This window comes from Chamaesiphon sp. (genome assembly GCF_041737865.1).
In the GTDB taxonomy this organism is placed as follows: domain Bacteria; phylum Cyanobacteriota; class Cyanobacteriia; order Cyanobacteriales; family Chamaesiphonaceae; genus Chamaesiphon.
Genome location: NZ_JBGSQZ010000083.1, coordinates 1 through 26640, shown reverse-complemented (window position 1 = coordinate 26640; position 26640 = coordinate 1). Strand labels below are relative to the sequence as shown.

At 45.2% G+C, this 26640-nt stretch carries 25 protein-coding genes; 15 read left to right on the top strand and 10 right to left on the bottom strand.

Annotated features, from left to right (window positions below; all coding sequences use genetic code 11):
• Positions 1 to 5: 5 nt before the first annotated feature.
• The 3 genes from ACEW9J_RS05790 to ACEW9J_RS05780 all read right to left on the bottom strand — a co-directional run bounded on the left by ACEW9J_RS05790 (position 6) and on the right by ACEW9J_RS05780 (position 2906).
• Positions 6 to 296 (bottom strand): type II toxin-antitoxin system Phd/YefM family antitoxin, encoded by a 291-nt coding sequence (locus ACEW9J_RS05790; RefSeq protein WP_373544187.1) that lies wholly within the window; start codon positions 294 to 296, stop codon positions 6 to 8.
• 69 nt (positions 297 to 365) lie between these two features.
• Positions 366 to 1427, bottom strand: coding sequence for a mannose-1-phosphate guanylyltransferase (locus ACEW9J_RS05785; RefSeq protein WP_373544186.1), 1062 nt, complete (start codon positions 1425 to 1427; stop codon positions 366 to 368).
• A gap of 354 nt (positions 1428 to 1781) precedes the next feature.
• On the bottom strand, positions 1782 to 2906 hold the full coding sequence (locus ACEW9J_RS05780; protein ID WP_373544232.1) for a site-2 protease family protein: 1125 nt from the start codon (positions 2904 to 2906) through the stop codon (positions 1782 to 1784).
• Between the two features lie 203 nt (positions 2907 to 3109).
• Between ACEW9J_RS05780 and ACEW9J_RS05775 the strand changes: the two genes are divergently transcribed.
• The 3 genes from ACEW9J_RS05775 (at position 3110) to ACEW9J_RS05765 (ending at position 6574) form a co-directional block, all read left to right on the top strand.
• Positions 3110 to 4105, top strand: coding sequence for an adenosine kinase (locus ACEW9J_RS05775; RefSeq protein WP_373544185.1), 996 nt, complete (start codon positions 3110 to 3112; stop codon positions 4103 to 4105).
• A gap of 155 nt (positions 4106 to 4260) precedes the next feature.
• Positions 4261 to 5019, top strand: a complete 759-nt coding sequence (locus tag ACEW9J_RS05770) for a Uma2 family endonuclease (protein WP_373544184.1) — start codon at positions 4261 to 4263, stop codon at positions 5017 to 5019.
• Positions 5020 to 5068: 49 nt separating this feature from the next.
• A complete protein-coding gene (locus ACEW9J_RS05765; protein WP_373544231.1) occupies positions 5069 to 6574 on the top strand; it encodes an AAA family ATPase in 1506 nt (501 codons plus the stop codon).
• A 24-nt stretch (positions 6575 to 6598) separates the two neighbouring features.
• Here the strand turns inward: ACEW9J_RS05765 and ACEW9J_RS05760 are convergent, their stop codons facing one another.
• Together ACEW9J_RS05760 and ACEW9J_RS05755 are read right to left on the bottom strand one after the other, a co-directional pair.
• Entirely contained in the window at positions 6599 to 7150 is a 552-nt protein-coding gene (locus ACEW9J_RS05760; RefSeq protein ID WP_373544183.1) for a pentapeptide repeat-containing protein, read from the bottom strand.
• Between the two features lie 93 nt (positions 7151 to 7243).
• On the bottom strand, positions 7244 to 7801 hold the full coding sequence (locus ACEW9J_RS05755) for a DUF4126 domain-containing protein (RefSeq protein WP_373544182.1): 558 nt from the start codon (positions 7799 to 7801) through the stop codon (positions 7244 to 7246).
• 224 nt (positions 7802 to 8025) lie between these two features.
• Here ACEW9J_RS05755 and ACEW9J_RS05750 point away from each other — a divergent pair, with 224 nt between their 5' ends.
• The 4 genes from ACEW9J_RS05750 to cbiB all read left to right on the top strand — a co-directional run bounded on the left by ACEW9J_RS05750 (position 8026) and on the right by cbiB (position 12524).
• Positions 8026 to 9963, top strand: coding sequence for an ABC transporter ATP-binding protein (locus ACEW9J_RS05750; protein ID WP_373544181.1), 1938 nt, complete (start codon positions 8026 to 8028; stop codon positions 9961 to 9963).
• A gap of 104 nt (positions 9964 to 10067) precedes the next feature.
• Entirely contained in the window at positions 10068 to 10715 is a 648-nt protein-coding gene (gene hisG / locus ACEW9J_RS05745) for an ATP phosphoribosyltransferase (RefSeq protein ID WP_373544180.1), read from the top strand.
• Between the two features lie 17 nt (positions 10716 to 10732).
• A complete protein-coding gene (locus ACEW9J_RS05740; protein WP_373544179.1) occupies positions 10733 to 11365 on the top strand; it encodes a TVP38/TMEM64 family protein in 633 nt (210 codons plus the stop codon).
• Between the two features lie 190 nt (positions 11366 to 11555).
• Positions 11556 to 12524: an adenosylcobinamide-phosphate synthase CbiB gene (gene cbiB / locus ACEW9J_RS05735; RefSeq protein ID WP_373544178.1), complete on the top strand. Its 969-nt coding sequence runs from the start codon at positions 11556 to 11558 to the stop codon at positions 12522 to 12524.
• Here the strand turns inward: cbiB and ACEW9J_RS05730 are convergent.
• The 3 genes from ACEW9J_RS05730 to ACEW9J_RS05720 all read right to left on the bottom strand — a co-directional run bounded on the left by ACEW9J_RS05730 (position 12491) and on the right by ACEW9J_RS05720 (position 15631).
• On the bottom strand, positions 12491 to 13390 hold the full coding sequence (locus ACEW9J_RS05730; RefSeq protein ID WP_373544177.1) for a CoA-binding protein: 900 nt from the start codon (positions 13388 to 13390) through the stop codon (positions 12491 to 12493). The genes cbiB and ACEW9J_RS05730 overlap by 34 nt on opposite strands.
• Positions 13391 to 13599: 209 nt before the next feature.
• The gene (locus ACEW9J_RS05725; protein WP_373544176.1) at positions 13600 to 14718 is read right to left on the bottom strand and encodes an ATP-grasp domain-containing protein; all 1119 of its coding nucleotides are present in this window, start codon (positions 14716 to 14718) and stop codon (positions 13600 to 13602) included.
• 79 nt (positions 14719 to 14797) lie between these two features.
• Entirely contained in the window at positions 14798 to 15631 is an 834-nt protein-coding gene (locus ACEW9J_RS05720; protein WP_373544175.1) for a hypothetical protein, read from the bottom strand.
• 146 nt (positions 15632 to 15777) lie between these two features.
• Between ACEW9J_RS05720 and ACEW9J_RS05715 the strand changes: the two genes are divergently transcribed.
• Together ACEW9J_RS05715 and ACEW9J_RS05710 are read left to right on the top strand one after the other, a co-directional pair.
• Positions 15778 to 16203 carry a tetratricopeptide repeat protein gene (locus tag ACEW9J_RS05715; protein WP_373544174.1) on the top strand — a complete coding sequence of 142 codons (426 nt, stop codon included), beginning with the start codon at positions 15778 to 15780 and terminating at the stop codon, positions 16201 to 16203.
• Between the two features lie 200 nt (positions 16204 to 16403).
• Positions 16404 to 19583 (top strand): FkbM family methyltransferase, encoded by a 3180-nt coding sequence (locus ACEW9J_RS05710; protein WP_373544173.1) that lies wholly within the window; start codon positions 16404 to 16406, stop codon positions 19581 to 19583.
• Positions 19584 to 19589: 6 nt separating this feature from the next.
• Here ACEW9J_RS05710 and ACEW9J_RS05705 read toward each other — a convergent pair whose 3' ends face one another.
• Both ACEW9J_RS05705 and ACEW9J_RS05700 read right to left on the bottom strand, forming a co-directional pair.
• Positions 19590 to 20210, bottom strand: a complete 621-nt coding sequence (locus ACEW9J_RS05705; RefSeq protein ID WP_373544172.1) for a hypothetical protein — start codon at positions 20208 to 20210, stop codon at positions 19590 to 19592.
• Complete coding sequence (locus ACEW9J_RS05700) at positions 20203 to 20772, bottom strand: Npun_F5560 family protein (protein WP_373544171.1); 570 nt, start codon at positions 20770 to 20772, stop codon at positions 20203 to 20205. Before ACEW9J_RS05700 ends, ACEW9J_RS05705 begins: the two co-directional genes overlap by 8 nt.
• Positions 20773 to 21601: 829 nt before the next feature.
• On the opposite strand from ACEW9J_RS05700, the gene ACEW9J_RS05695 reads away from it, so the two are divergent.
• The 6 genes from ACEW9J_RS05695 to cpcA all read left to right on the top strand — a co-directional run.
• Positions 21602 to 23032 (top strand): phosphoglucomutase/phosphomannomutase family protein, encoded by a 1431-nt coding sequence (locus ACEW9J_RS05695; RefSeq protein ID WP_373544170.1) that lies wholly within the window; start codon positions 21602 to 21604, stop codon positions 23030 to 23032.
• Positions 23033 to 23128: 96 nt separating this feature from the next.
• Positions 23129 to 23356, top strand: coding sequence for a lipopolysaccharide assembly protein LapA domain-containing protein (locus ACEW9J_RS05690; RefSeq protein ID WP_373544169.1), 228 nt, complete (start codon positions 23129 to 23131; stop codon positions 23354 to 23356).
• A gap of 148 nt (positions 23357 to 23504) precedes the next feature.
• Positions 23505 to 24233 carry a 15,16-dihydrobiliverdin:ferredoxin oxidoreductase gene (locus tag ACEW9J_RS05685; protein WP_373544168.1) on the top strand — a complete coding sequence of 243 codons (729 nt, stop codon included), beginning with the start codon at positions 23505 to 23507 and terminating at the stop codon, positions 24231 to 24233.
• A 96-nt stretch (positions 24234 to 24329) separates the two neighbouring features.
• Positions 24330 to 25073, top strand: coding sequence for a phycoerythrobilin:ferredoxin oxidoreductase (locus ACEW9J_RS05680; RefSeq protein WP_373544167.1), 744 nt, complete (start codon positions 24330 to 24332; stop codon positions 25071 to 25073).
• Between the two features lie 422 nt (positions 25074 to 25495).
• Positions 25496 to 26014: a phycocyanin subunit beta gene (locus ACEW9J_RS05675; protein WP_373544166.1), complete on the top strand. Its 519-nt coding sequence runs from the start codon at positions 25496 to 25498 to the stop codon at positions 26012 to 26014.
• A 147-nt stretch (positions 26015 to 26161) separates the two neighbouring features.
• Positions 26162 to 26640, top strand: a 479-nt coding sequence (gene cpcA, locus ACEW9J_RS05670) for a phycocyanin subunit alpha (protein ID WP_373544165.1), incomplete at its 3' end; no start/stop codon positions are given.

Genomic DNA, 26640 nt, shown 5'->3' with positions numbered 1-26640 from the left:
TATTTTTAGACTTGCGGCTCAATCGCTAATTCCTCCCGTAACTGTGCCAAAGTTTGCGGCGAGGATTGGGTAGATTTTGCCCATTCTAAAGCACTAAATAACCGTTTGGCATTAGCAGGGCTTCGGAGCAGATACACTGACTCTAATAGACTCGATAGTTCGTCTGCTGAAATGAGGGCGACATCACCCCGATTGCGACTGGTAATCGTAATAATCTCTTTTCCGTTGCTAACTCGATCGAGTAATTCGGCTAGGTGCGATCGGGCATGGGAGTATGTAATCTCTCGATCTGCCATGGGTATCAATATAGTTGTACAGCTATATTGTACAACTATATCTGAGTTAGTTTCTCTCAATTATTTCCATCAGAGTAATCGATCGAGTTCCCGATTCTCCTTGATTTTACCTAATACCTCTTTGATTTCCTGGGTGCGATGTTTGGCGACAATTAGGGTAACATCGCCATCGCGGACGACTACCACATCTTCTAAACCGATCGTGACGATCGTCTCATCGGGATTGCTAGCGTATAATACCGATCCTTGGGTATCGATACAAACATGATTGGCTAATTCGACATTAATACTATCGCCTTTGAGCAGCCGTTCGATCGCATTCCAATCGCCTAAGTCATCCCAACCAAAATCGGCAGGAATTACATGGGTTAGTTTGGTTTTTTCCATCAAAGCGTAATCGATACTGATCTTGGGGAGGGTGGGATAAATACTCACACCCTGCTCGATCAGAAGTTGCATCAGTTCTGGTGCATGAATCTGGAGTTCAGCGATCGCTGTCTTCGCCGTAAAAATAAATATCCCACTATTCCAGGTATAATCACCATTAGCAATAAAATCTTTAGCAGTTGCTAGATCTGGCTTCTCGGTAAATCGATCTACTCGATAAGTCTTTAACCCGCGCTCCTCGCTACTAACTGCTCCCTGCTGAATATAGCCATAACCAGTCGAAGGAAAAGTTGGCGTAATTCCCAATGTGACGATCGCGCCTTGAGTATGTGCCAATTCTACCGCCGCATCGATCGTCCGAGCAAAAGCCTCAACATCGCCAATCCAAGCATCTGCGGGGAAAAAGCCGATGATTACATCATCTCCATACCGTTTGGCTACTTCCAAACTCGCCCACGCCACCGCCGCAGCCGTATCTCTCCCCTCTGGTTCGGCTAGTAAATTAGCTGCTGGAAGGCTGGGTAATTGCTCTTGAACGCCTGTCTCCAGCAATTTTGAGGTAATTACCCAAATATCCTCCCAACCGCCGACGATCGGCAGCAAGCGATTCGCAGTAGCTTGGATCAGACTTTCACCACTACCATCGAGACAGAGAAACTGTTTGGGGCGATGTTTGCGGCTGAGGGGCCAAAACCGCTCGCCTTTACCGCCAGCAAGAATTACGGGGACAAATTTTGGGTGCATAACATCGTAGAGATAGCTAAATATTACTTGCAGACGATCGCAATTCATTTACACTACCATGACAGCCAAACTAGTGAAACATCTGGATCGATTCCCCGTGTCAAATTAGACATCTAGTGTAGGGGGTGGATGGTGAATGGTGGATGGTGGATGGTGAATCATGATGTCTATTTCTTGAGTGGTGCGGGAGTAGGTTGGTGTAGGGTGTGTTAGGCATTAGCCGTAACGCACCTGGATTATCGAGCAAAGCACTCGCTCTGCGATAGCCATAGACCGAAGGTACTAAAAAGGGCACCCCGACAGATTAATTTGTCGGGGTGCCCTATAGTTTTTGCTATTTGTCAAGCTCTAATACTATGCAGGATTAGCCTGTGGTTGACGGTGAATGAGATTAATCACTGAGGCTTTTTCTAACAGTCCGAGCAAGACACCATCATGATTAGTAACGCTCAAAGTCGTAACTTTTTTGGATTCTAATTGCTCGATCGCTTGCAATAATGGTCGATCGCTGATGATAATTGTGGATGGCTCGATCGATTGCATGATTTCGCTGACTGCTGTATGCGCCCATCGATCGGATCGGACATCTTTGAGTGCATCTAGTGCTAGTTCGCCAACTAAGTGCCCTGACTCATTGGTGACGAGAAACTTTTGCCAGTTACTACCAGTGAGGGTGCGTTGGTCTACAAATTCGCGGAGGGTGATATCCCCATGAATCATCGGACTATTGGGAGTAACCACATCGGCTACAGTCAATCCTGTCAAACGTTCTTGGACTCTGGCATACTGAGCAGATTTACCAGCATTTTGAAGTAAAAACGAACCGATGAGCAGGTTCCAGACGTTATCAAAACTACCATTCAATACTATCGGTAATAGTCCAGATGCGATCGCTACCCAGCCAAAACCTTGACCGACGATGCTGGCAATTTTGACTCCTTTGTATTGATTGCCTGTAACTTTCCAGACGATCGCTTTGAGGATATTACCACCATCGAGGGGTAAGCCAGGAATCAGGTTGAATAAACCTAGCGATAAATTTATGGCGGCTAAGACTGCGGTAATTGCCGCTACTGGGCCAGTAAGATGCGCTGCAAAGCCAAGTGTGGTGAGAATACCAAATAATACTAAGCTAACCGCAGGGCCAGCGATCGCGACCCAAAATGCGGCTGCTGGGGTTTCAGATTCTTTTTCTAGGCTAGCAAGTCCGCCAAAGATGAACAAGGTAATCGAATCTACCTTAATGCCTTGTTTAATCGCGACAAAGCTATGTCCCAGCTCGTGTGCGAGTACGGAACTAAATAATAGTAGGGCAGTAACTAGCCCCAATAGGAATGGGCTAGCACTTGGCAAATATGGAAACTGCGCTGCCAAGCCTTCGCCATAGCTCCATGTCACCAAGCCCAACACTAAAAACCATGTGGGATTGATATAAAACGGGATACCAAATAAAGAACCAACTCGGATACTACCATTCATCACAGCGACCTCTAAATCTGAATCTAGGAGCAATTATTTTATCTATTATGCTTATTGTAACGAAGTACTAAGTTAGCTCTCATTATTCTGGCGGTGTAATATCCGTCTACGGTGGTTCGGTTTTGGCACAGACACGCTCCTGAGATAAGGTACTATCGATGGGATACTAACCCATGATTCGCTAACCTTCTATGGATAATTTTATGACACGCTACGACGTATACGGACTAGGTAACGCCCTCCTCGATGTAGAATGCGAAATCGAGCCAGAAGTACTGGTAGAACTAGGCATCGACAAAGGTGTGATGACACTATTGGATGAAGCCAGTCAGAACAAAATTTTAGATCGTCTCGGCAATTCCGTAACTAAGCGAAGTTGTGGTGGTTCTGGTGCAAATACGATCGTTGCTGTCAGTCAATTTGGTGGCAAAGCATTTTACTCTTGTAAAGTTGCCAAGGATGAACCAGGACAATATTATCTCAACGACTTAGTACAGTGCGGTGTCGATACCAATCTCAAACTCCACCCTCCTGAGCCAGGAATTACAGGTAAATGTCTCGTCTTCGTCACTCCAGATGCAGATCGGACGATGAATACTTTCTTGGGTATTTCCTCTGGTTTGTCAGAAGTTGAATTAGTTCCCGACGCGATCGCTGAGTCCGCGTATACTTATATTGAAGGCTATTTAGTTACAGGGGAAAGTAGCAAACAAGCTGCAATTAAAGCTAGAGAAATTGCTACTAACGCAGGTCAAAAAGTTGCGCTGACACTTTCAGACCAAAACATGGCAAAGTTCTTTAAACAAGGGCTGCTAGAGATGATTGGATCTGGAGTCGATCTATTATTTGCCAATGACAGCGAGGCATTTGAGATGGCTGGTACTCAAGATTTAGCTGAAGCTGTTGAGTATTTAAAAACCATTTCTAAGAGTTTTGCCCTCACCCTCGGTGCCAAAGGTTCGCTAATCTTTGATGGTAAAACATTAATTGAAATCGCACCTTTTCCAGTTAAAGCGATTGATACTGTCGGTGCTGGCGATCTGTATGCTGGTGGGGTACTATATGGGATTACTAATGGGATGAATTGGGCGACGGCTGGACGTTTGGGTTCGCTAGCTTCGGCTCAGTTGGTGACGATTCCAGGTGCGCGGATGGCGACGGTAGATCTGCAATCTTTGTTGAAGGAAGTAAACAGTTGATAGTTGATAGTTGATAGTTGATAGCTGACAGTTGACACTCGGACTGAATTTCTAGTCCGAGTAGGCGGACTTTGCAACATCAGGAGTGGTTAAAACCACTGCGAGTGTAGGTAGTAACTTGGACTAAAATAAGGACAGCATGAGGTGTAGAAAATATGTATAACTATCCTGCCGTACCTGGTATCGACACACTGCCGACGATGTACGATTTACCCAGCGAAGATCCAGAGGAGATGGGTTTGCCTGACGAATTTCATGATTTTCAGCCTAAATTATTGCGGGAAACTTGTCAGCCTGCTGAGGTGGATTTTTTTATCGGGGCTGACTTAAATCTTTATTATGATGTCAGGCAGACAAGCTGGTACAAACGACCGGATTGGTTTTTGGTACTTGGGGCACCTGCGAGTCAGTCCCAGGCAGACCTCAGATTGAGCTATGTGATGTGGCAAGAGGGTGTAGCACCATTTTTGATGGTGGAGTTGTTATCGCCAGGTACAGAGGCAGAGGACTTGGGGCAGACGTTGCGCGTTGTCGGGAAGCCGCCGACTAAATGGCAGGTTTACGAGCAGATTTTGCGGGTACCTTATTATGCGATTTACGACAGGTACTCTCACCAGTTTCGGATGTTTTGCCTCCAGGGTGCTCGGTATGTGGAGCTAGGGGTAAGTGGACAGGGATTTTGGTTCGAGGAGTTGGCACTGGGTTTAGGTATTTGGGTAGGAGCGTATTTTGGTATAGACGGTCAGTGGTTGCGGTGGTACGATCGATCTGGAAGTTGGATCGGTACAGATCGAGAGCAGTTAATTCAAGCGCAACAGCAGGCTGATGAAGCCAGTCAACTTGCGAATCGAGAGCTAGAAAGGGCAGATCTATTGGCTGCCAAGCTCAAAGAGTTGGGTATCGATATGGAGTAAATTATAGATCGTGTCAAATGAATCAACTCTGCCAGAATTAATTGGGCAAATGTTAGCACCGGAATTTTATCCCCATCCGGTGACTATGCCAATTGAATTAATGCAAACTCATGCCTCCTATGTTTTACTGACGGGGGACTTCGTTTACAAGCTGAAGAAACCAGTTAATTTCGGATTCTTGGACTACTCAACAGTCGCTAAACGCCAGCACTTTTGTCAAGAAGAAATCTGCCTCAATCAACGCGGTGCTAAAGAGTTATATTTAGCAGTATTAGCGATCGCGAAACAAGGTGATAAATATTATCTGGGTAGCGATGGGAAAATAGTTGACTATGCTGTCAAGATGGTGCAGTTTCCGCAGCAAAACTTACTCAGCAATATGTTTGAGTCGGGGACGATTACCACTAAAGATGTTGAAGAGATGGGGCGAGTCGTAGCGGATTTTCATGCTAATGCTCAAACATCTGAATATATTAGTAGTTTCGGGCGAGTAGAACAGATTCGACAATCGATCGATGATAACTACCGACAGACTGAGAAATATATTGACCGCGCCCAAACTCAACTACAATATATTGAAACTAAAGCATATACCGATCGATTTCTCGTCGAACATCAGCAGTTATTTTTCGAGCGGATTACAGGTAGATTTATTCGGGAGTGTCATGGCGATTTGCATCTCCGCAATATTTGTCGCTGGCATCATCAAATTCTCCTATTTGATTGCATCGAATTTAACGAACCATTTCGCTTTGTCGATACGATGTACGATGTTGCTTTTGCAGTGATGGATTTAGAAGCCAGAGGACGCAAAGATCTCGCCAATCGGTTTTTAAATACCTATGCCGAGCAGACTGGAGATTGGGCAGGATTGCAAGTATTACCCATGTACCTGAGTCGTCAAGCGTATGTACGCGCCAAAGTTACATCCTTTTTGCTTGACGATCCTAGTGTCGCTAGTGAGGATCGATCGGATGCAGCCCAGACAGCGGGAGATTATTATCGTCAGGCTTGGGAGTATACTCGCCCTCATCAGGGACGAATCATTATGTTGTCGGGACTATCTGGCTCTGGGAAAAGCACCCTGGGTAAACAGATTGCTCAGTCGGTGGGTGGTGTACATCTCCGCTCTGATGCGGTGCGGAAACATTTAGGTGGGATTCCACTATTGAGCAAGGGTGACGATAGTCTATATACGCCCGAAATGACGGCAAAAACTTATCAGCAGGTGTTGGCATTGGGGGCAAAATTAGCCGCACAGGGTTTTACAGTGATTTTGGATGCGAAGTACGATCGACAGTCTCTACGTGCTGCTGTGGTCGATTTAGCCGCAGATCGGGGGATTCCGGTGCAGATGATTCACTGTACGGCACCTGCGGATGTATTACGCGATCGATTGGCACATCGTACGGGGGATATTGCGGATGCCACAGTAGATTTACTCGCCAGTCAACAGGCTACTTGGGAAGATTTTACGCCAGCGGAACTAGGATATGTCACGTCGATCGACACTACTCAAGATTTGTCTATGGCGATCGACAAGTTCATTGTTTAGAGCTTGGCAGCAAGTGATAATGAACTATCTACCATGCCCATCTCCATATTGGGGGCCAACTACAACCTCACCATCGGGCATAATAGTTCTCCAGATCAAATTTCCCCCACGACAAATCAACTGCTTGGTAATTTGGGCATCAGTGAAGTCGGTACTAGCAAAAATAGCACGTTCCATCGCGGGAATATTCGTAGCTCCATTGAACCAAGCAGAAGTAGCATTAATATGGCTGAGATTGCTACCGAGCAAATCGGCTTCATTCAAACCACACCAGTGCAGACTGGCTCCATAAAAATTGACATCCCTGAAAATGGCGCGAATCAAATGAGCACTTGTCAAGACTGCTCCGAACAAATTAGCTCCAGTGAGATCGGCTCCAGTCAAGTCAACGTTGGTCAAGTCCGCTCCACTCAAATTAGCCCCGCTCAAGCACAATTCTCGAAGATTAATAGGAAGATATGGATGCTCGAACTCGGAATGAATCAGCTTGATTCCTCGAAAGTCACGAATTCCTTGCATGTAACTACCAACCAAGTCTTCGGGAGTCATCTCAACGCGAACATCCTGCCAAACCATACTAATACCTCTTTACTGACTAATATCAGCCCTTTCAATGCGAACATTTGCACTAGCTTGTGATGGCGTAAACTCGTAATTGCATCTACTTATTCAGTTGCGAACTTGTCCGCCTTTGTACCACTGGTACCAGCTTTGAGAACTGCGAATCGCCAACCATAACAGCAGCATCGCGATTAAACCGCCAGAATTGGGGGCTTTGAAGGCGAATAGCACCAATAGAACGCACAAGATATCTTCGAGCAATACTGCCCAAGTTGGCAATCCTTGGAGCCGATAAAACCAACCTACTTTCACCAGTTGCAACACAAGTGCAAGCAAGCCGCCGACTACACCCAAAATCCATACCAGTTGAGTTGGCTGAAGGTGTAAGATCCGTGCTACCGCCATCGCCATCACCGCACCCACGATGGGGCTAAATACTAGTTGGGCAAATTGTAAAATTCGCTGTCCCCAAAGCTGTTTGGAGACAAATAGTTCGAGAAGTGTCCAAGCTGTGAGTACAGCAACTACAACTTGCGGTTGAATCTGATTTAACAGCGGTACCTGTTGCCACAAGTCACCTTGAATCAGCCCCATCACCAATAACGGGAGGGCGATTCGCATTCCCGCCGCAGCAGATACCGATAGCACAGCTAGGATTTCAATCATGAATTTTTCGGCTGTTGAAAACTTAGCTTCTAGCTATTGTTGACTGATTTAGACGTTAATATGTGCCTAAATGTGGAATTTCCGCTCTTTATTTGAGTAGCTTAACTTACACTAAATTGAAGCATTTTTGATAAACTAGATCGATCTGCTGCTATTCAACCCTGGTGCGTTACGGCTAACGCCTAACACACCCTACACTTTCCCTCATCTCACTACCAATACCTATGACCAATCGCCATCCTGTCCTTGATGTTCGTAATTTACAGGTACAATTCCTCAGTGTCAAGCAACCAGCGATCGATGGTATTTCATTTACACTCCAGCCAGGGCAAACACTGGGGATTGTTGGTGAATCGGGTTCGGGTAAGTCGATTACTTCGCTAGCGGTAATGGGTTTACTTCCCAATTCGGGTAGAGTTACTCAGGGTGAGGTATGGTTTCAATCAAATAGTTCGACAGCAGCTCAAAATCAGCCTCAAGATTTACTGACATTATTACCATCGCAACTTTCGAGTTATCGCGGCGAACAAATGGCGATGATTTTTCAAGAGCCAATGAGTTCGCTCAATCCAGTATTTACCATCGGTTATCAGCTAATCGAAGCTATTTCCCAACATCAATCGTTGTCTACTGCTGAGGCAAGGCGGCAAGCAGTATACATCTTACAGGAAGTTAAGTTAGTACCTAGTGACGATCGATTGAGAGAGCAATATTTAGCAAATATTGAATCGAGCGCGGCGAAAGAAAAAGATCGCCTCATACCGACAGATCGCGAGATTAATAATGCGATTAATCTCCAAAAACTATCCTGGTTAGAACGTTATCCTCATCAACTTTCAGGTGGACAATTGCAGCGTGTGATGATTGCGATCGCGATTTCTTGCAATCCTACTCTATTAATTGCGGATGAACCCACAACGGCTCTAGATGTTACCGTTCAAGCAACAATTTTAGAACTACTTCAAGAGTTACGCGATCGACGAGGAATGTCAATGATTTTTATCACCCACGATCTGGGAATTATTGCTGAGATTGCTGATGTGGTTGCTGTGATGTATAAAGGCAAAATAGTCGAGTGCAAACCCATTTTAGAATTATTTCAAAATCCATCACACCCATATACTAAAAGTTTACTTGCTTGCCGTCCGCGTCTCGATCGAGAGTCGAAAATTCTGCCGACAATTAAGGACTTTATGGAGGAGCAAATTTTAGCTGATGGTAGAACTCAAATTATTGAAAAACCGCAACCATTAGCTGTAGTTAACCAAGATATACCAGTCGATAGTTATGTAGTTGAACCAGTAAATATCGATCGTCAACAGGAGCCAATCTTATCAGTCAGTAACTTAAAAGTTGGCTTTCCCGCACAGGGAGTATTTGGCAAAGATCGACAACAATATACTTGGGCGGTCAATGATATTTCCTTTGCAGTCTATCCAGGTGAAACACTGGGCTTAGTTGGTGAATCTGGGTGTGGAAAAAGTACTCTCGCCCGCACGATTCTTAGACTAATCGAACCTCAACAAGGCTCGATCGAGTTCTATGGTAAAAATATTACCAAACTCCGTGGCGAAGCGATGCAAATTTTGCGAAGAGAGTTACAAATTATCTTCCAAAACCCGTTTAGTGCCCTCAATCCTCGAATGAATATTTGCGATCTCATTATCGAGCCGCTAGTAATTCATCAAACAGTTAAAAGTAGAGCGCAGCGTCAAGAGCGTGCTGAATATTTATTACAGAGAGTTGGCTTGAACCCAGACTATCTGACATCATACCCCCATCAACTCTCTGGCGGTCAACGTCAACGAGTATGTATCGCCCGCGCCCTCGCACTCAATCCTAAGTTTATCATTTGTGATGAATCTATATCTGCTTTGGATGTCTCCGTTCAGGCGCAGGTACTAAATCTCCTCAAAGAATTACAGAGTGAATTTAACCTCACGTATATTTTTATCTCCCATGACTTGAGTGTGGTTAAGTTTATGAGCGATCGAATTATGGTGATGAATCAAGGTAAGATCGAAGAAATCGATTCGGCTCGTGAGATCTATCGATCTCCACAAACTGAATACACGCGCAAGTTAATTTCCTCAATCCCACTCGGAACGATCGATCGCATTATTCACCAACAAAGTACTAGAGGAATAGTGAATGGTGAATAGTGAATGGTGGATGGTGGATGGTGAATAAGTAATAAATCTCCCCCTTTACCCTTTACCCTTTACCCTTCACCCCTAAAGCCTAAAACCTAAAACCTAAAACCTAAATGATTACTGTAGCTTTACCAAAAGGTGGATTACTAAAAGAATGTATCCAACTATTTCAGTCTGTCGGCTTAGACTTTAGTGCCTTTCTAGAAAAAGACAATCGCCAACTCCAAATCACAGATCCCACCAATCGGGCAAAAGCATTGCTCGTCCGCAATCATGATGTCCCCGTCTATGTAGAATATGGACAAGCACAATTAGGTATTGTTGGCTATGATGTACTGCGAGAAAAAAGTCCTCAAGTTGCCCAATTAGTCGATCTCAAATTTGGCAGTTGTCGGCTATCTGTGGCGGTGAAAGCTGATAGTCCATACCGGAGTAGTTTAGATTTACCCGCACATGGTAGAGTTGCTTCTACATTCGTTCATTGTGCCAGAGAATACTTTGATAGTATCGATTTACCTGTCGAGATCGTACCGCTCTCTGGTTCGGTAGAATTAGGGCCAATTACGGGAATGTCCGAAGCAATCATCGATTTAGTCTCAACAGGTAAAACACTCAAGCAGAATGGTTTAATCGAGATTGAAACTCTATTCTATAGTAGTGCTAGACTGATCGCTCATCCACTCAGTTATCGACTCGATCGAGACTCACTCAGCGATTTAGTTACCCAAATTAGATCTAATTCACTAGTAGCTAGTCCATAGTAATTCATAATTTACCAGTGAAGTCAAACACAATTCTCGCGATCGGGTTATTTTGCATCATTGCGACAGTCATCGGGATCGTGCTCCTGAGTGGAATCGATCGATCTCAGTTGCAATTATGGTTGGAGCAGATGGGGATGTGGGCACCAGTTCTGTATATCTTAATCTACTCGATCGCGACGATTTGTATTCTACCATCTACTCCACTCAATCTGACTGGCGGGGCTATTTTTGGAGCGATGTGGGGGACAGTATGGACGAGCATTGCTGCCATTTTAGCAGCAGTATTAGCCTTTGGATTTAGTCGCACGATCGGTCGTAAATTGGTAGCGCAGAAATTAGCAGGTAAATGGGAATCGATCGATCGAGAAATGCAACAGGGTGGATTCTTTTATATGTTTGCAATTCGCCTGTTACCATTGATTCCCTACGGGATCGTTAATTTTGCCGCTGGATTAACTGCAATTAAATTTCGTGATTATTTCTTGGGGACTCTCTTAGGTACAGTTCCAGGAATTTTACCCTTCGTGATGATGGGTGCAGGTTTGACTGCGCTCAAGCAGGGTGATGTTTTACCGCTGCTGGCTGGATTAGCTCTCACGGGGATGTTAGTCGGGACTGCTACTTGGTATCGCCGTCGCACTCGCTAATTAATGTGAGAGGCTCCGCCAACGGGTTAAGGATATTTGCTTCGTTCTCGCACCGCCAACGATTGAAATCGTGGCTCATGATGCGAAGTCCGCCTTTGCGGACTCATTAGTTAGTCCGCAAAGGCGGACTTTGCATCATGAGCAGAGACTTTAGTCTCTAGGCTCTACTTAACCCGCACTCACGCTAATTATGAACTATTCCCTACTTATTGCTGCTTATTTAGACTACCTGATTGGCGATCCGTGGGGGTGGCTGCATCCAGTACAGGTAATGGGATGGGCGATCGATCGATCGACCAAAATTGCGCTCAAATATTGCACTAGTCCCCACTCGCGTCGCCTTGCAGGTGTGCTGCTCTGTTGGGGGACGATCCTGGGTACGGGGGGAGTCAGTTGGCTGGTGATTTATGCTTGTCAATGGCTGCATCCGAGTGTGGGGATTGCCGTTCAATCGATCGCTTTAGCAAGTTGTTTTGCAGGTAAAAGTCTGCGACAAGCGGCTGAAGATGTCTTAATGGCGATTGCTAGTGAGGATTTGGACTTGGCTCGATCGAAATTGCAGATGTATGTCGGAAGGGATACTGACAAGTTAACTATTCCCGAAATCAATCGCGCGATTTTAGAAACTGTGACTGAAAATGCGATCGATGGTGTGATGGCTCCGCTGTTTTATGCGATCGTCGGCATGTTTATCCCCTTAGTCGGGGCTGTACCCCTGGCGATGGCATACAAAGCCGCCAGCACTCTAGATTCAATGGTCGGCTACCGTCGCGAACCATACGCCGATATCGGCTGGTGTAGTGCCAAATCTGAGGATATTATCACTTGGCTACCTTGTCGGCTGGCTGTACTCTCATTGAGTCTGATTTCGGGTAAGCCGCTGACTGTGTGGCGACTATGTTGGCGAGATGCTTCCCAAGATCTCAGCCCCAATTCTGGCTGGAGTGAATGTTCCTATGCCGCAGCATTGGGGGTACAAGTCGGGGGGATAAATTATTATCAGGGGCAAATCCAATCGAAGCCGTTATTAGGTGACGATCTGCAACCGATTACTTCAGCTATTATCCAGCAAGCTTTGAATTTAACTCGTAATAATTTCCTGCTGTGGTTGGGGGTGACGACGATTTATTCCTTATGCTCTACTTTCTTGAGCAGGTGAGGAATTTGACTGATTTTTTTGGCGACGGAAATTTTAGCCCGTTTGTAAGTTTTGATGCGCTGTTGGATCGTGTCAGCATGATAAATTGGTTTAGATAGAGTGTGACTCAAAACGATCGCAGCATCTGTCAGTGGGTGGGGAGTACTAGCATGAATCCCTGCCAGATAAGCTACTACGGGTTTCCCTTGTTCTGCCAGTAGATAAGCCGCCGTAACAGCTTCTGAATCCCAGCAAATATCGCCAACAAGCACGATCGCTTCGGTCAAGGGGTCAGACTGAAGCCATTCCAGCCAGAGACGGCAGGAGGAGCCGACTAGTGGATCGCTACCGATATGGATGACGATCGATTGACCGAGATTGGCTTGATTTAATTCACTAGCAATTTCGGCGGTTAAACTCTGATTGCGGCTGATAATGGCTACCTTCCCAGGACTAAATAGTTGCGGCTGGTAGATTCCGAGCAATAATCGATCGGGTATGATGATTCCCGCGCTCCCAGAGCCGAGAATCAAGGTATTGGTGATACTTGCCTGACGCAAGAGCCGAATCATATCCAGTGGGGGTATGCCTCTGGTGATGATGACTAATTGCGGAATACCTGCGGCAATTGCTTCGAGCGCGGCATCTAATACTTGATAAGCAGGCACGAAAATCAAACTAGTCTCAATCGGGCCTAGTATGGCTTGTGCCTCTTCTACTAAGTCGAACATGGGCAAATCGCCAAATTGCTGTCCTCCCCGCCCCGCATTGACAATTCCGATGATATTCGTACCATAGGTTTGCATTCGCCCAATTGCCACCAGTGCTAGAGGGTTGTCTACTCCTTGGATTAAGATCCGGCTATCTAGTTGGAGATCGATCGTCATTTAGGGAGATGGTGGATAGTGAATGGTGAATGGTGAATGGTGAATGGTGAATGGTGAATGGTGAATGAGTTTGTTACTTATTTACCATTTAAGTAGCTGGGTTCAAATATTTAAATATTTATTCAATAGAAATCGAACTATCTGGAATCTAGATGGTGGGAAGTACCCACGGCTTATTTACCGATCGTTATTAATCACCATCCACCAAATTACTGTTTAGAGATCGCTAACGTCTGAGCGATCGCCCGATCGAAATTAGTGACAAGTTTAATCGATAATGGTAGCAGTCCCGCTAGTCGATCGAGATCCCGCTCCAAAACTCGCCAGACGATCGTTAGATTTCGAGCGGGAGCCAAATATTGCATCACTTGTTGACAACTATCGATCTCGCTACCCACAAAATTGACTAGTAAGACATCGATTGTCGGCGACTGGAGCTGCTGCTGGTGCCCGGAGACTCCATTAACATTAACACCAATTCGATCGAGTGCGATCTGGATGTCCGCGCTCGAAGTGGGATCGACGACGATACATTGAGCCACTTGACCCCCACCTTGGGCGATGCCATCCAACATGGCTAGAGCCAAACCATTGCCACTACAGAGGATACTAATATTCCCGACAGCGGTAAATAGCGGCGATAGTGTCCCCAATCGATTGCGGGCGACGTCGATAACTTGCCACGGTTTGAGATTGGGATGTCTGCCCACAGCATAATGGTTGACACTAATTTTGCCATCTAGTGCCATCACCGCACCATTGCGATCGATTCCTAGAGGATTGATCTCTACCAAGTCTAAATCCTGCGATCGCATCAAGATGTACATTTTCTCGATAATCTCGCTGACAGCCAGCATCAGTTCACCCTGAAGTCCCATTTTTAGAGCCAGCCGACGGGCATAAAAAGAGGAAAACTCATCGTAGACAACTACCTGTTGAATTTGATTGAGGATCGCATTAATATTCATCCCCCCATCAGTCGAGCCGAGTAACACCGGACGACACGCTAACCTATCGATCACAATTGCTAGATAAAATTCCTGACTGGTATTATACTTAGCCTCGGCTAATAGTACCTTGGGATATTCACCCAAAATCGGCAAATTGAAGATCGTTCGCGCCGCTGCGATCGCATCGATGGTATTCTCGACAAATCTAATCCCCCCAGCTTTACCACGATTGCCTACACTAACCTGAGATTTTAATACTACCGGATAGGGAATCCGCAATGCCTTGAGATCCGTTGGTCGATCGATCCGTTGAGATGGTAAAACGGGAATTCCCACCTCTCGGAACAATTCTTTAGCTTGGTACTCTAGTAAATCCATGAAGGGGGGAAAGGGAGAAATTTAACTGTCAACTGCTTACACTGAGCGAAGTGGAAGTGAGCCGAAGTGTCAACTAGACTTAATCTTTAACTGGAGCTTCCACCTTAAATTCGCCAGAGGGACTAATAGTCACTTTACCACCAGTAGATCGGATACCAACGATCGCCCGTTTAATCACAAAATCATCTACAGCCGCACTCAGAACCATATTCCAAGCATCGAATTGAGCCTGTTTGCTATTGGGGTTGCGAGCCAGATATGCAGCAGTATTTTGGGAAAGTTGGGCAACATTTTGAGCCTCGGTGGTGGGAGATTGCCGCGCCCAGTTCGCCGCAGTGAGCATTGAGTTCCGAGCTTCAGGTATGTTTCCCAAAAATAGTAACTCATCTACAGCCTTGAGCCTCCAAATATAGTAACCGCGATCGGGAACTTTTGGCGATAGGGATTTCAAGCCGCGATTCATCAGACTCACCGATTTTTCTGGTTGTCCGGCATACAGAGAGCCAGTACTCGACAGGTAAAAATAAGCATAGAGGAAGCGGGGATCGCGATCGAGCATCGCTTCAAAATATGCCATTGACGCTCCATACCCAGATTTGGCACGGACTTCAGTATCCCCGAAGTACTGGATAAAATCCATAAAGTGCCAATCGGCTACCAGATTATCAAATCCAAACGTCGGTAATGTTTTGGCGATCGAAAGTTGAGCTTTTAGTTGAGCTTCTTGTTGCCTCAGCATAGCCTTATCCAGACTTTTGCGCTGCTTGAGTGATGCTAGTTGAGGAGTTTGGAGATAGACAACGACGGTAAATGCTCCCAAAATACATCCGACTTGTACAAACAGTGTCGGCGATACCTGAGCTAGTTTCGTCCTAAATTTTTGCCAAACTGAAATTGGTATAGATACTGACATAGATTAGCTAACTTTGATTCAAGATGATAGTTAATAGCCGAAAATTGGTAACTTAAAGAAATAGCTCGATCTACGATGACCCTTGGTTGCCTTCCGCAATCGAGACATCATCGCAGATCTAAATTGCCAGGATTACAAAAGAAATTATGGAAAACAGCAAAAAAAGTATCTGGACAAAAGTCTTTATCATTGGCTCTGGGATTGCCTTTTTGAGTTCGAGCCTATTGGGACTCACGAATATGATGAGTCAATCTCTCGACAAACCCCTCCCCAGTGAAAATGCCGCCCAATCTCAGAATGCCCAACTTCAAGCCGAAGAGAAAGGTTTTGCCACAGTTTTAAAACGCGAACCCAATAATCAAACCGCTCTACGAGGATTAGTCGAGATTCGGATGCAGCGCGGCGACATACCTGGTACCAAAGCCGCCCTCGAACAACTCGTCAAACTCAATCCCAGCAACAAGCAGTACCAAGAATTTCTGGCTGCTATAAATAAACAGATAGCTGAACCTAAAAAAGTGGGTACTCTAAAACCAACTGAGCCAAAGCAACCTACTCAACCGTCTAAGTAGTGTTGCTGGTGGCCAATGGAGCGACAGAATAATTTTTCTGATAGCAATTTATTCTACATTTAAGGGAATCATAAAGTAGATCGAATAACGGATTTACCATGAAATGTAAAATTTGCGGTGCTGCTACATCTTTTTTTGCTAGATCTTTGGTTTTGAATGAGCACCTAGTTAATTATTTTGAATGCCCAAACTGTCATTTTGTGCAGACAGAAACACCTTACTGGTTAACGCAGGCTTACTCTGAAGCTATTTCAAAAACTGATGTAGGGTTAGTTTATCGAAACAACTTATATGCACCTATAGTTGCAAATATTCTACATTATCTTTATCCAGATACAGCGCGATTTTTAGATTACGGTGGTGGCTACGGCTTGTTTGTACGAATGATGCGAGATCGAGGTTTTGACTTTAATTGGGAAGATAAATATTGTCAAAATCTATTTGCTCAGGGATTTGAATGCGATCCGATCGGTACTAATCTTTATACTTTGCTGACTTCCTTTGAAGTATTCGAGCATTTAGTAGAACCTCGTACAGAAATAGAACGAATGTTATCGCTGGCTCCAGATATCTTGTTTAGTACAGAATTAATGCCATCCCATCGACCAAAACCAGATGAATGGTGGTATTACGGCTTGGAGCATGGACAACACATTGCATTTTTTAATGTAACTACCTTACGTTATTTGGCAAAAGAATATGGATTGAATTTCTATACGAATGGAGCTTCGCTTCATTTTTTAACATCACGCGAATTATCTTCTGATACCTTTATGCAACTGTGTCACAGAGAACTTCCTGTCGGTATTCGAGGATCGTTAATTTCCTCTGATTATCAACGAGCGGTGAAACTTATAGCCTCTAATATTTCTGATTCTTCTCACTCCATATTGTCGGAAAAACAACAAAAACAAATAAATAAACTAATGCCAATGGTATCCGAACTTCAAGGGAAAGATCTTCAAGTCGCCTCAAGCACCTCCAATCGAGTTGAGCCGCAGATACCACTGACGGAATTTCAAATTGGCAAATATAATATATTAATCCAGACAGATCATGCTTTACCAGGATATCAGGTAAATTATCCGTTGTACGATCGGTTTCTGCCATTTTTAGTAGCAAATACTGCTAGCTCAGATTGGGCGATCGATGTTGGGGCTAATGTAGGTGATACTTTATTTGCCATCTTAGATCGAAAGTCTGATGCAAAGGTTTTGTGCATTGAAGGTGATGATGATTTCTTCGAGCTAATGAAAATTAATATCGAAAGAAATAAAGCATTAACTCAATCTGCTGAGATCGAAGCTTCCTGCTATTTAGTTGGTACTGGTAATCTCAAAGGCTCGCTTGCTGGTGTTGGGGGGACTAAGGGTTTAGTCTTGGATAATGATATTGCCAGTGAGACATTTGCAACCAAAGTTTTAGGTCTGGACGAAATTATCAAGAAGCACAATATCGGTATCGATCGAATTAAACTTTTGAAAGTCGATACTGACGGATTTGACTTTGATGTCATTACATCCGGTAAAAATCTGTTGTCACAACAAAAGCCTTTAATATATTTTGAGAATCAAATTTCTAATGATTCTCAACGTCAAGGGTATGAGAAAATGTATGAGTTGTTGCGTGAGTCTGGCTATACGACATTTTATGTCTTTGATAATTTTGGTGCATTAATGCTGAAAACCCACAGCATCGAAGCACTCGATTATCTTAATACATACATGCAGTTTCAAAATAAACAACAAGCAACGAGGACTTGTTACTATTATGATATTTTGTGTGCTGCTAATGATGATGATATAGCTATCTGCGATCGCAGCATCGCAGATTATCACACTTGGATAAACAATCGTCAATTATCAGAAATTTCTCAATCATCGATCGATAAAAATAATCTTTGTGAGCCGATCGTGGCGATCGATGGTGTCTTCTTTCAACTCTATCGTACTGGTATTGCTCGTGTCTGGAAATCGTTATTAGAAGAGTGGGCAAATACCGAGTTTGGCAATCATCTAGTCGTACTCGATCGAGTCGGAACTGCACCGAAAGTTGAAGGCATTAGTTACTACCAGATTCCAGCTTATGACTATAATAACACCGATGCCGATCGCGAGATGTTACAGCAGGTATGTGATGAACTAGGGGCAGAATTATTTATCTCCACCTATTACACCACGCCACTAGAGACTCCTTCCGTATTTATGGGATATGACATGATTCCTGAAGTTGTCGGTGCCGATCTCAACCAACCGATGTGGCAGGAAAAACAGCGAGGTATCGCTCATGCTTCCGCATTTTTAACTATTTCCGAGCATACGGCTAAAGATCTACTCAAATATTATCCAGAGATAGATCCCACAACTGTTACCCCTGCTCTTTGTGGCGTTCAACCAGTATTTAAACCTGCTCAACCATCCGACATCAAAAAATGGAGCACCTCGCTAGGGATTACCAAGCCTTACTTTTTATTAGTAGGTGCTGGTGGCGGTTATAAAAATACTATTCTGTTCTGGCAAGGATTTGCTCAATTAGCCAATAATAGCGATTTTGATATTGTTTGTACTGGAGCTGCTGGCATCGGTACTGAGGAGTATTCTACATATGCTCCAGGTAGTCAAGTTCATTGTCTCCAGTTAGACGATCGCAGTCTCAATCTAGCATATGCAGGTGCAATTGCCCTGATCTATCCCTCTAAATATGAAGGCTTTGGATTACCTATCATCGAAGCTTTAGCTTCCGGTTGTCCGGTGATTACCTGTCACAATGCTTCGATTCCTGAAGTCGCAGGAACCTGTGCAATCTATATTGACGATACTAGCATTGAGGAAATGACTCAAGCTTTAACCAACGTTCAACAACCCGAAATCTGCGATCCTTTAATTGCTCAAGGATTAATCCAGTCTCAAAAGTTCTCATGGGGAAAGATGGCTGGAATTATTCAGTCAGTTTTACTCGATCGAACCCTAGCACATCTACAACTCAATTCAAAAAATCTCATAATTTTTCCAGATTGGTCGGCAGATGAAGAAGAACTAGGAGAGGAATTGAGTCAGATTTTCGATCGATTAGCACAATTCGATTCAGAGCCATTGACTTTATTAATTGATACTAGTAATAGTGTCGATCTCGAAGCTGCGAATATGCTCGTATCTACAGTAGCAATGAATATAATGATGAGTGCCGATATTGATATTACCGAACAGTTCGAGATCGCTTTCACGGGTGAATTAGCACCGATTCAATGGCAAGCACTATTACCTAAATTGCAGGGCAGGATTAAATTAGATCTAGAAGACGTTCGATCGATCGAGTCATCTGGTGCTAATCTAATTAGTGAAATTCAGTTAACTGAATCTCCAGCTTTAACTTCAGTGTAGAACGCCCTATTTTAGATCTACACTATCGATCGATTGCCCCGTAATACACCGCCAATGACAATCGAATAAATCTGGCTGCTGCACCCCAATACTCGCTAGTGCGGGGATCGCTGGGAACGGGAATAATCGATCGAATATTATCCCCGTCTCAGCCTTGCTAAATTGCACTAGATAAGTTGCTGGTGGTGCGGTAAGTTGGGTAAGTAATTGGTGCCCAAACTGATGAAGTGATTGTCGATCGATGTCGTCGAGGTGAATTGGTTGCTGATAATTACCCTCACGCTCACCGATAACTTCCCCATAAATTGGGTCTTGAGCCGTCCAAATCAGCGGCAACCACAAATTACCACCATCGCCTACTTTTACCCCTGTTGTCGTGGCGGCTAGGTCGCGCAGCCGATCGATCTCCTGGCAAGTTTGACAGATCGATCGTCCCCAGAACTCAAACGTCGGGGGTACAGCCAGTGTCATCGGACAATAAATCGCCTTGGGATTGGCAACTGCTGGTAATTCAGCCACAGTCACGAATTGAACTGACTCCACGATATCCCCGATCGATCGTAATATTGCTACGCCTAACCTTTGACTATCTGATGTATCGTCTAGAATCACCACGATTTTAGACATGACTGAGGACAGTCAATGGCTGGGGAGACTGCTGCTGAACGATCTTTGGTAGATCTAATTTGAGTTCCGGTGCTTGCTGTTGAAGCTCGATCCCCCTAGTGGCTAACCTGTCCGTCACAGCCACCAAGTCAGCTTGAAGCTGGCGGTTTTCGCTCTGCAATGACATAATTTTGTTCTTAATCGGTGCCAACCGCTCGGCAAATTTGCGGGTATAAACCCTGGGTAGTTCCCGAATTACCTGCTCCAACATTTGCCCGCGCTCTGTGAGTTCGCGGATGGTTTGACGCAGTTGCTGGATCTCCACATCTCGACGTTGGAGTTGTTCCTGATGCAAATGAACTTGCTGTTCGACTCCCTGAAGTTGTTCGCGCAGCAATCTCACTTCCGCGCGATAATCTCCCGCAACCTCTGGTCTAGGTGCGTATGCAGTGTTAGATTTAACTAGCCGAAATAGTTCTTGGGATAGTTGTTGGACGAGTTTGTCGCGGGTATTGAGTTCTTCACGAAACCGAGCGACTTCGGCTTTGAGAGTTGATATGTTCGGGGTTTGAGTTTGGTTCACGGGGATCGCCAGATTAGGTTAAGTTGACAGGCACTCGATGGCATTCGATCGATCTTAACGCCTTTAGCTTGGCGATTTTATGCTCGATCGACCAGCCGATGTTGTCAGCCAACATTTTGGTCGTGGAAATACCATGACTGTATCAGTTTGTTCGGGTTGTCGCAACAGAATAGGGAATAGGGGATAGTAGGAGGCGTAGGTTGGGTAGATCGTGGCGAAATTCAATCAGTTCATGAAGTCGGCGATCTCAAGTTTGAATTACAGGGCTGTCAGCGTTCTGGCAAAAAAGTGACTTGTTCGGCATGGGTTACTAATACAAGTAAAGACATTAACGGATATGTTTACTTCAATGGGACTAGACTAGTCGATACATCGGGAGAGCAAGAGTCTTAGTCCCCCTTTTTAAGGGGGATTTAGGGGGATTCACACCAACTGCGGGTATTAAAAATAACTTTTCAAACACGCTCTTATGGATAAGGAAAATTGACTTGCTTCGTTCTACCACCGCCCTGAACTAGAAGTTCGGGCTAACAGCTCAAGTTCTCTGAAGAGAACTGCTAAATTATTTAGTTCGTTTCAACGAACTTTTGCTATTAGCCCCAAATTCATTTGAGGGCGGTGCAAAAACGAAGCGAGGAGTCATCAATGCAAAATCTTTATCCCTTTGGCGTAGCCTCTGTCTTGACCCAAACACATGCGGAGGGAACCTCCGCGTGATTTGGGTCGCTCCGACAGGAGAAACTCATGCTAACTAGGCAACGATTCCAAATCCCCGCTTATGATAGTGTTAAGGAAGCAGATAAATCAGCCAGAGAGCAGGAAATCTAGGATGAGCGCAGGTAGTAGCAGTACACATCAAATCAAGTTTGGGACTGACGGATGGCGGGGAATAATCGCCGATGATTTTACCTTTGCGAATGTATGTAAGGTAACACGCGCGATCGCCGCATACCTCAGCACGGCTTATAGCCAGGATCGTCCGGTATTAGTCGCTTACGATCCGAGATTTTTGGCAGATAAATTTGCCCGTACTGCTGCCGAAGTGTTGGCAGATTTGGGATGGACGGTGAAAATAGTCGATCGAGATTGTCCGACTCCCGTAATTGCTTTCAATGCTCGGCTGCTAAACTCTGCGGGTGCGCTGATGTTTACCGCCAGCCACAATCCCGCCGCTTATTGTGGGATTAAGTATATCCCCGATTATGCTGGCCCCGCAACTCCCGCGATTACCGATACGATCGTCGCAAATATTCAGAGTGCCAGCGATGCAGCACCTGAAAATAAGTATCCCGAGCGGATTAGCACCTTCGATCCGCAGCCTGAATATTTCAAATTTATTTACACCTTACTAGATGTCGAGCGGATTCGTTCTGCCAAGCTCAAAGTCAAGTATGATGCCATGTATTCCACCTCGCGGGGATATTTGGATAAAGTCTTGCTCCATTGCGGTTGTGAGATCGAGAGCTTCCACATGCAGCGCGATGTGCTGTTTGGGGGCGGGATGCCAGAACCCAAAGCGGAACTATTAGGAGAACTGATTGCCGCCGTGCAAAAGGATAAAGCCGATCTCGGTGTCGCTACCGATGGCGATGCCGACAGATTTGGGATTGTCGATGAATTGGGTAACGTGTTGCCCCCAAATACCGTCCTCCTAGTACTTGCCAAGCATTTACTCAAAAATAAAGGTAAAACAGGCGCGATCGTCCGTACAGTGGCAACTACCCACCTCCTAGACAATTTTGCCGCCAAGCATAACATCCCCCTCGTCGAAACCGCTGTCGGGTTCAAATATATCGGCGAACAGATGCGGGAAATCCCCGTTCTCATCGGTGGGGAAGAATCCGGCGGATTGAGCATCCTCGGACATATACCCGAAAAAGACGGCATCCTCGCAGATATGCTGATTGCTGAAGCGATCGCGTATGAAGGCAAACCCTTGAGCCAAATGGTAGCAGAAGTCATCGCTGAAGCCGATGGCCCTCTGTACAACCGTCGTCTGGACTTACATTTAGATAACGCTCATAAAGAAGCGGTGATGAAGACTTATAACGAAAAACCACCGACGAATATCGCCGGAATTGAAGTCAAAGAAGTCGGTCGTAAAGATGGGGTGAAATTCTATCTCGCTGATGGTAGCTGGGTATTGCTCCGCGCCTCCGGTACCGAGCCACTGATCCGCGTTTATATGGAGACTCATTCCGCCGAACAGTTGCAGAAAATCGCCTCAACAATGGAAACTGCGATTGAAGCCCTCAAATAGATCGTAGGGTATGTTAGCGATAGCGTAACGCACCTTCCATACATTGTTTTGGTGCGTTACGCTGTCGCTAACACACCCTACATAATGCTACTTTCTATGATTAACTTAGTTATTTCCACGATCGCAGCCACCTGGATTACCCTCATCGCCCTCATATCCGTCCAAAATGCTAGCTTAGTAAGTTTGAGATTTGTCTTCTGGAAATCGATCGATCTCCCTTGGGGACTAGTCTTAGCTGGTGCAGTCGCCCTCGGCTTCATTATCGGCGGCTGCTCACCACTACCACTCCTTGGTAACAACTCCACCGCCAGCAAACGCAGGTAGCCAATTTTACCTAAAGCCTAAAGCCTAAAACCTAAAGCCTAAAACCTAACACCAAATTATTACAATTTGTTGCCTGGTTTTCAGAATCGAGAACAGACAATAGGAAAAGCCTGTTATTGTGAGGAAGATCGATCGCGAGCCTTGCTTCATGTATAAGCCATTTTTGAACCACTTAGAAAGTGAACTGACAGCCAAGTTTGACCTCCAACAACGAGCTATTCCGGCTGGTTTGGAGTTAAATGTGAGCGATCGAGGTAAAAGTCCCGCAACGATCCAAAGCTGGTGTTATCAATGTCCCCAGTTACGAAAAATCCGTTATACATACATTGATGCGGGCGTGAGTTCCCAAATTTTTAATTGTGTAATTTATCCCAACCATCACTACGATCTGCCGCTATTAGGACTAGATTTTCTCTCGTTTGGTAAAGTCAAAAACTTAGTAGTGCTGGACTTTCAGCCACTATTTCAAGATGAGGCTTACCAAAAAAAATACATCGAGCCGCTGAAGTTTCTGCACGATCGCTACCCAGATTTGTCTCAAGATTTGGAGATGAAATTTTACGACTCCAATCAATATTTCTCTAAATATTTACTGTTTGCCAAAACCGATGTCGAGACTGTTTCTACTCGACTGCTGTCAGCATTTAAAGATTATCTAGACTTATACTGGCAAATGCTCGATCGCGCTGAACCGTTGACCGATCCATCAGATATTCAACGCATCGTCAAAGCTCAACAAGATTACGATCGCTACAGTGCCGAACGTGACCCCGCTTCGGGACTATTTAGCAGCTACTTCGGGCATGAATGGTCGGAACGATTCTTACATGAATTTTTATTTGAAGACTCAGTACCTTTGGTAGTGGGTAGAGGGTAGTAAGTAACTGGACGAAATCAATTACACATTTAAAGAATGGGTGAAAATTGTTGTATTCCCCTTCTACCCTCTACCTTCTACCCTCTACCCTCTAAAATGACACTCTATCAACCCTTCCTCGACTACGGCATCGATTATCTCAGATCGCGAATTGACATCAGTGATTACCCGATTCCGGCTGGATTCGATCGCAATAGTGCGATAACGGGAAAGGGTGAAAAACAGGTAGAAGTCCTCACTACCAGTCACGCATTCCAATCGCCCAAACTGCGGCAAATTCGGGCGGCACACGTCCAAGGTGGGCAATCGCTGCAAGTTCTTAATTTTGTGATTTTTCCCGACCTCAATTACGATTTACCGTTCTTTGGGGCTGACTTGGTGACATTGCCAGGGGGTCATCTAATCGCGATCGATATGCAGCCGTTATTTTGGAATGAGCCAGCTTATCAGGAGCGTTACACCACGCCGATTTTACCGATATTTCATCAGTATCAGGCACAACTCCCGTGGGGTGGTGACTTTCCTGAAGAAGCACGGGCGTTTTTCTCGCCTGCTTTTTTGTGGACGCGTCCGCAGGAAACTGAGGCCGTCGAGACGCATGTATTTGGTGCTTTTAAAGATTATCTCAAAGCATATCTAGATTTTGTCGATCGCGCCGAACCGATTACCGATCCGCAACGGTTGGCAGAAATCGAGCAAGCGCAACTTCGCTATGTCCGGTATCGCTCGGAAAAAGACCCCGCGCGTGGGATGTTGAAGCGATTTTATGGTGAAGATTGGACTGAAGAGTACATTCATGGCTTCTTGTTCGATTTGGAGCGCAGATTGCCCACCAAGTAGGTGAGATCCAAGCAAGATGTGCTTAGATGCAGTGCGAATTATGAGAGCCATTCCCACTCCAGCGCAAGTTGAGATGGTCGTCAAGGTGCGATCGGCTCGATCCGTCTACCTATGAGATCTCTGACAATTGCGGTGCAAAAGTGGTGTAACTATGGTACCGATCGTCTGACTTAGAAGCTTTACAGAGACAGAATATTAACGTTTGTGACAAAGATGAAGATAAATAGACAACAGTTCACATAACATTGTATAAATTTAAATGAATAGGTAGCGTTGGTTACTAAGCAGTAACTCAGCGTCATCAGTACAAACTGGTTATATTATGAGAGTTTTACCAAATATATTAAGCTATGTTACGCAGTTAGCGGATACAGCCGAAAAATTGGACACCAAAACTATTAACTGCATACAGGATTAAATATATGTTAGACGGATTCTCGAAGGTTGTCGCCCAAGCAGATGCACAAGGTCAATACCTCAGCACTGGACAACTAGACGCATTAGCAGCAATGGTTGCAGATGGCAACAAACGGATGGATACAGTCAACCGGATCACTTCCAACTCCTCCACCATCGTCGCCAATGCCGCCAGAAGCCTCTTTGCCGACCAACCCAACCTGATTGCTCCAGGTGGCAACGCATACACCAGCCGCCGGATGGCAGCTTGTTTACGCGACATGGAAATCATCTTGCGTTACGTCACTTACGCGATCTTCGCAGGTGACGCATCCGTACTCGACGACCGTTGTTTGAATGGATTACGCGAAACCTACCTCGCACTGGGAACTCCAGGCTCATCTGTAGCTGCGGGCGTCCAAAAAATGAAAGCCGCAGCAGTTGAAATCGCCAGCAATACCAACGGCATCACCAACGGCGATTGTAGCGCGTTGATGTCCGAAGTAGCTGGTTACTTCGATCGCGCCGCAGCAGCAGTCGCGTAATTGGTGAATGGTGAATGGTGGATGGTGGGTGAAGAGGGATGTGAGTAAATCTAGGCTCGTTAAATCTTCCTAACATCAGTCCACTATCCACCATCCACTATCCACTATCCACTGAATTTTAACCATTTAATAGATAACTAAAGAGCCATGAAAACTCCCTTAACCGAAGCAGTATCTACTGCTGATTCCCAAGGTCGCTTTTTAAGCAGTACCGAATTTCAAGTCGCTTTTGGTCGTTTTCGTCAAGCTGGTGCAAGTTTAGCCGCAGCCAAAGGTTTGACAGCAAATGCTGAGTCGTTAGCTAATGGTGCCGCTAATGCTGTGTACCAAAAATTCCCCTACACCACCACCATGCAAGGGCCAAACTTTGCCGCTACCCCGATTGGGAAAGCTAAGTGTGTCCGCGATATCGGTTACTACATCCGCATGGTAACTTATTGTCTAGTTGTCGGTGGTACTGGCCCGATGGATGACTACCTCTTGGGTGGTTTGGCCGAAATCAACAAGACTTTTGACTTGTCTCCTAGCTGGTATATCGAAGCTCTCAAGTACGTCAAGTCCAACCACGGTTTGACTGGTGATGCTGCGGTAGAAGCCAATTCTTACCTCGATTATGCGATTAACGC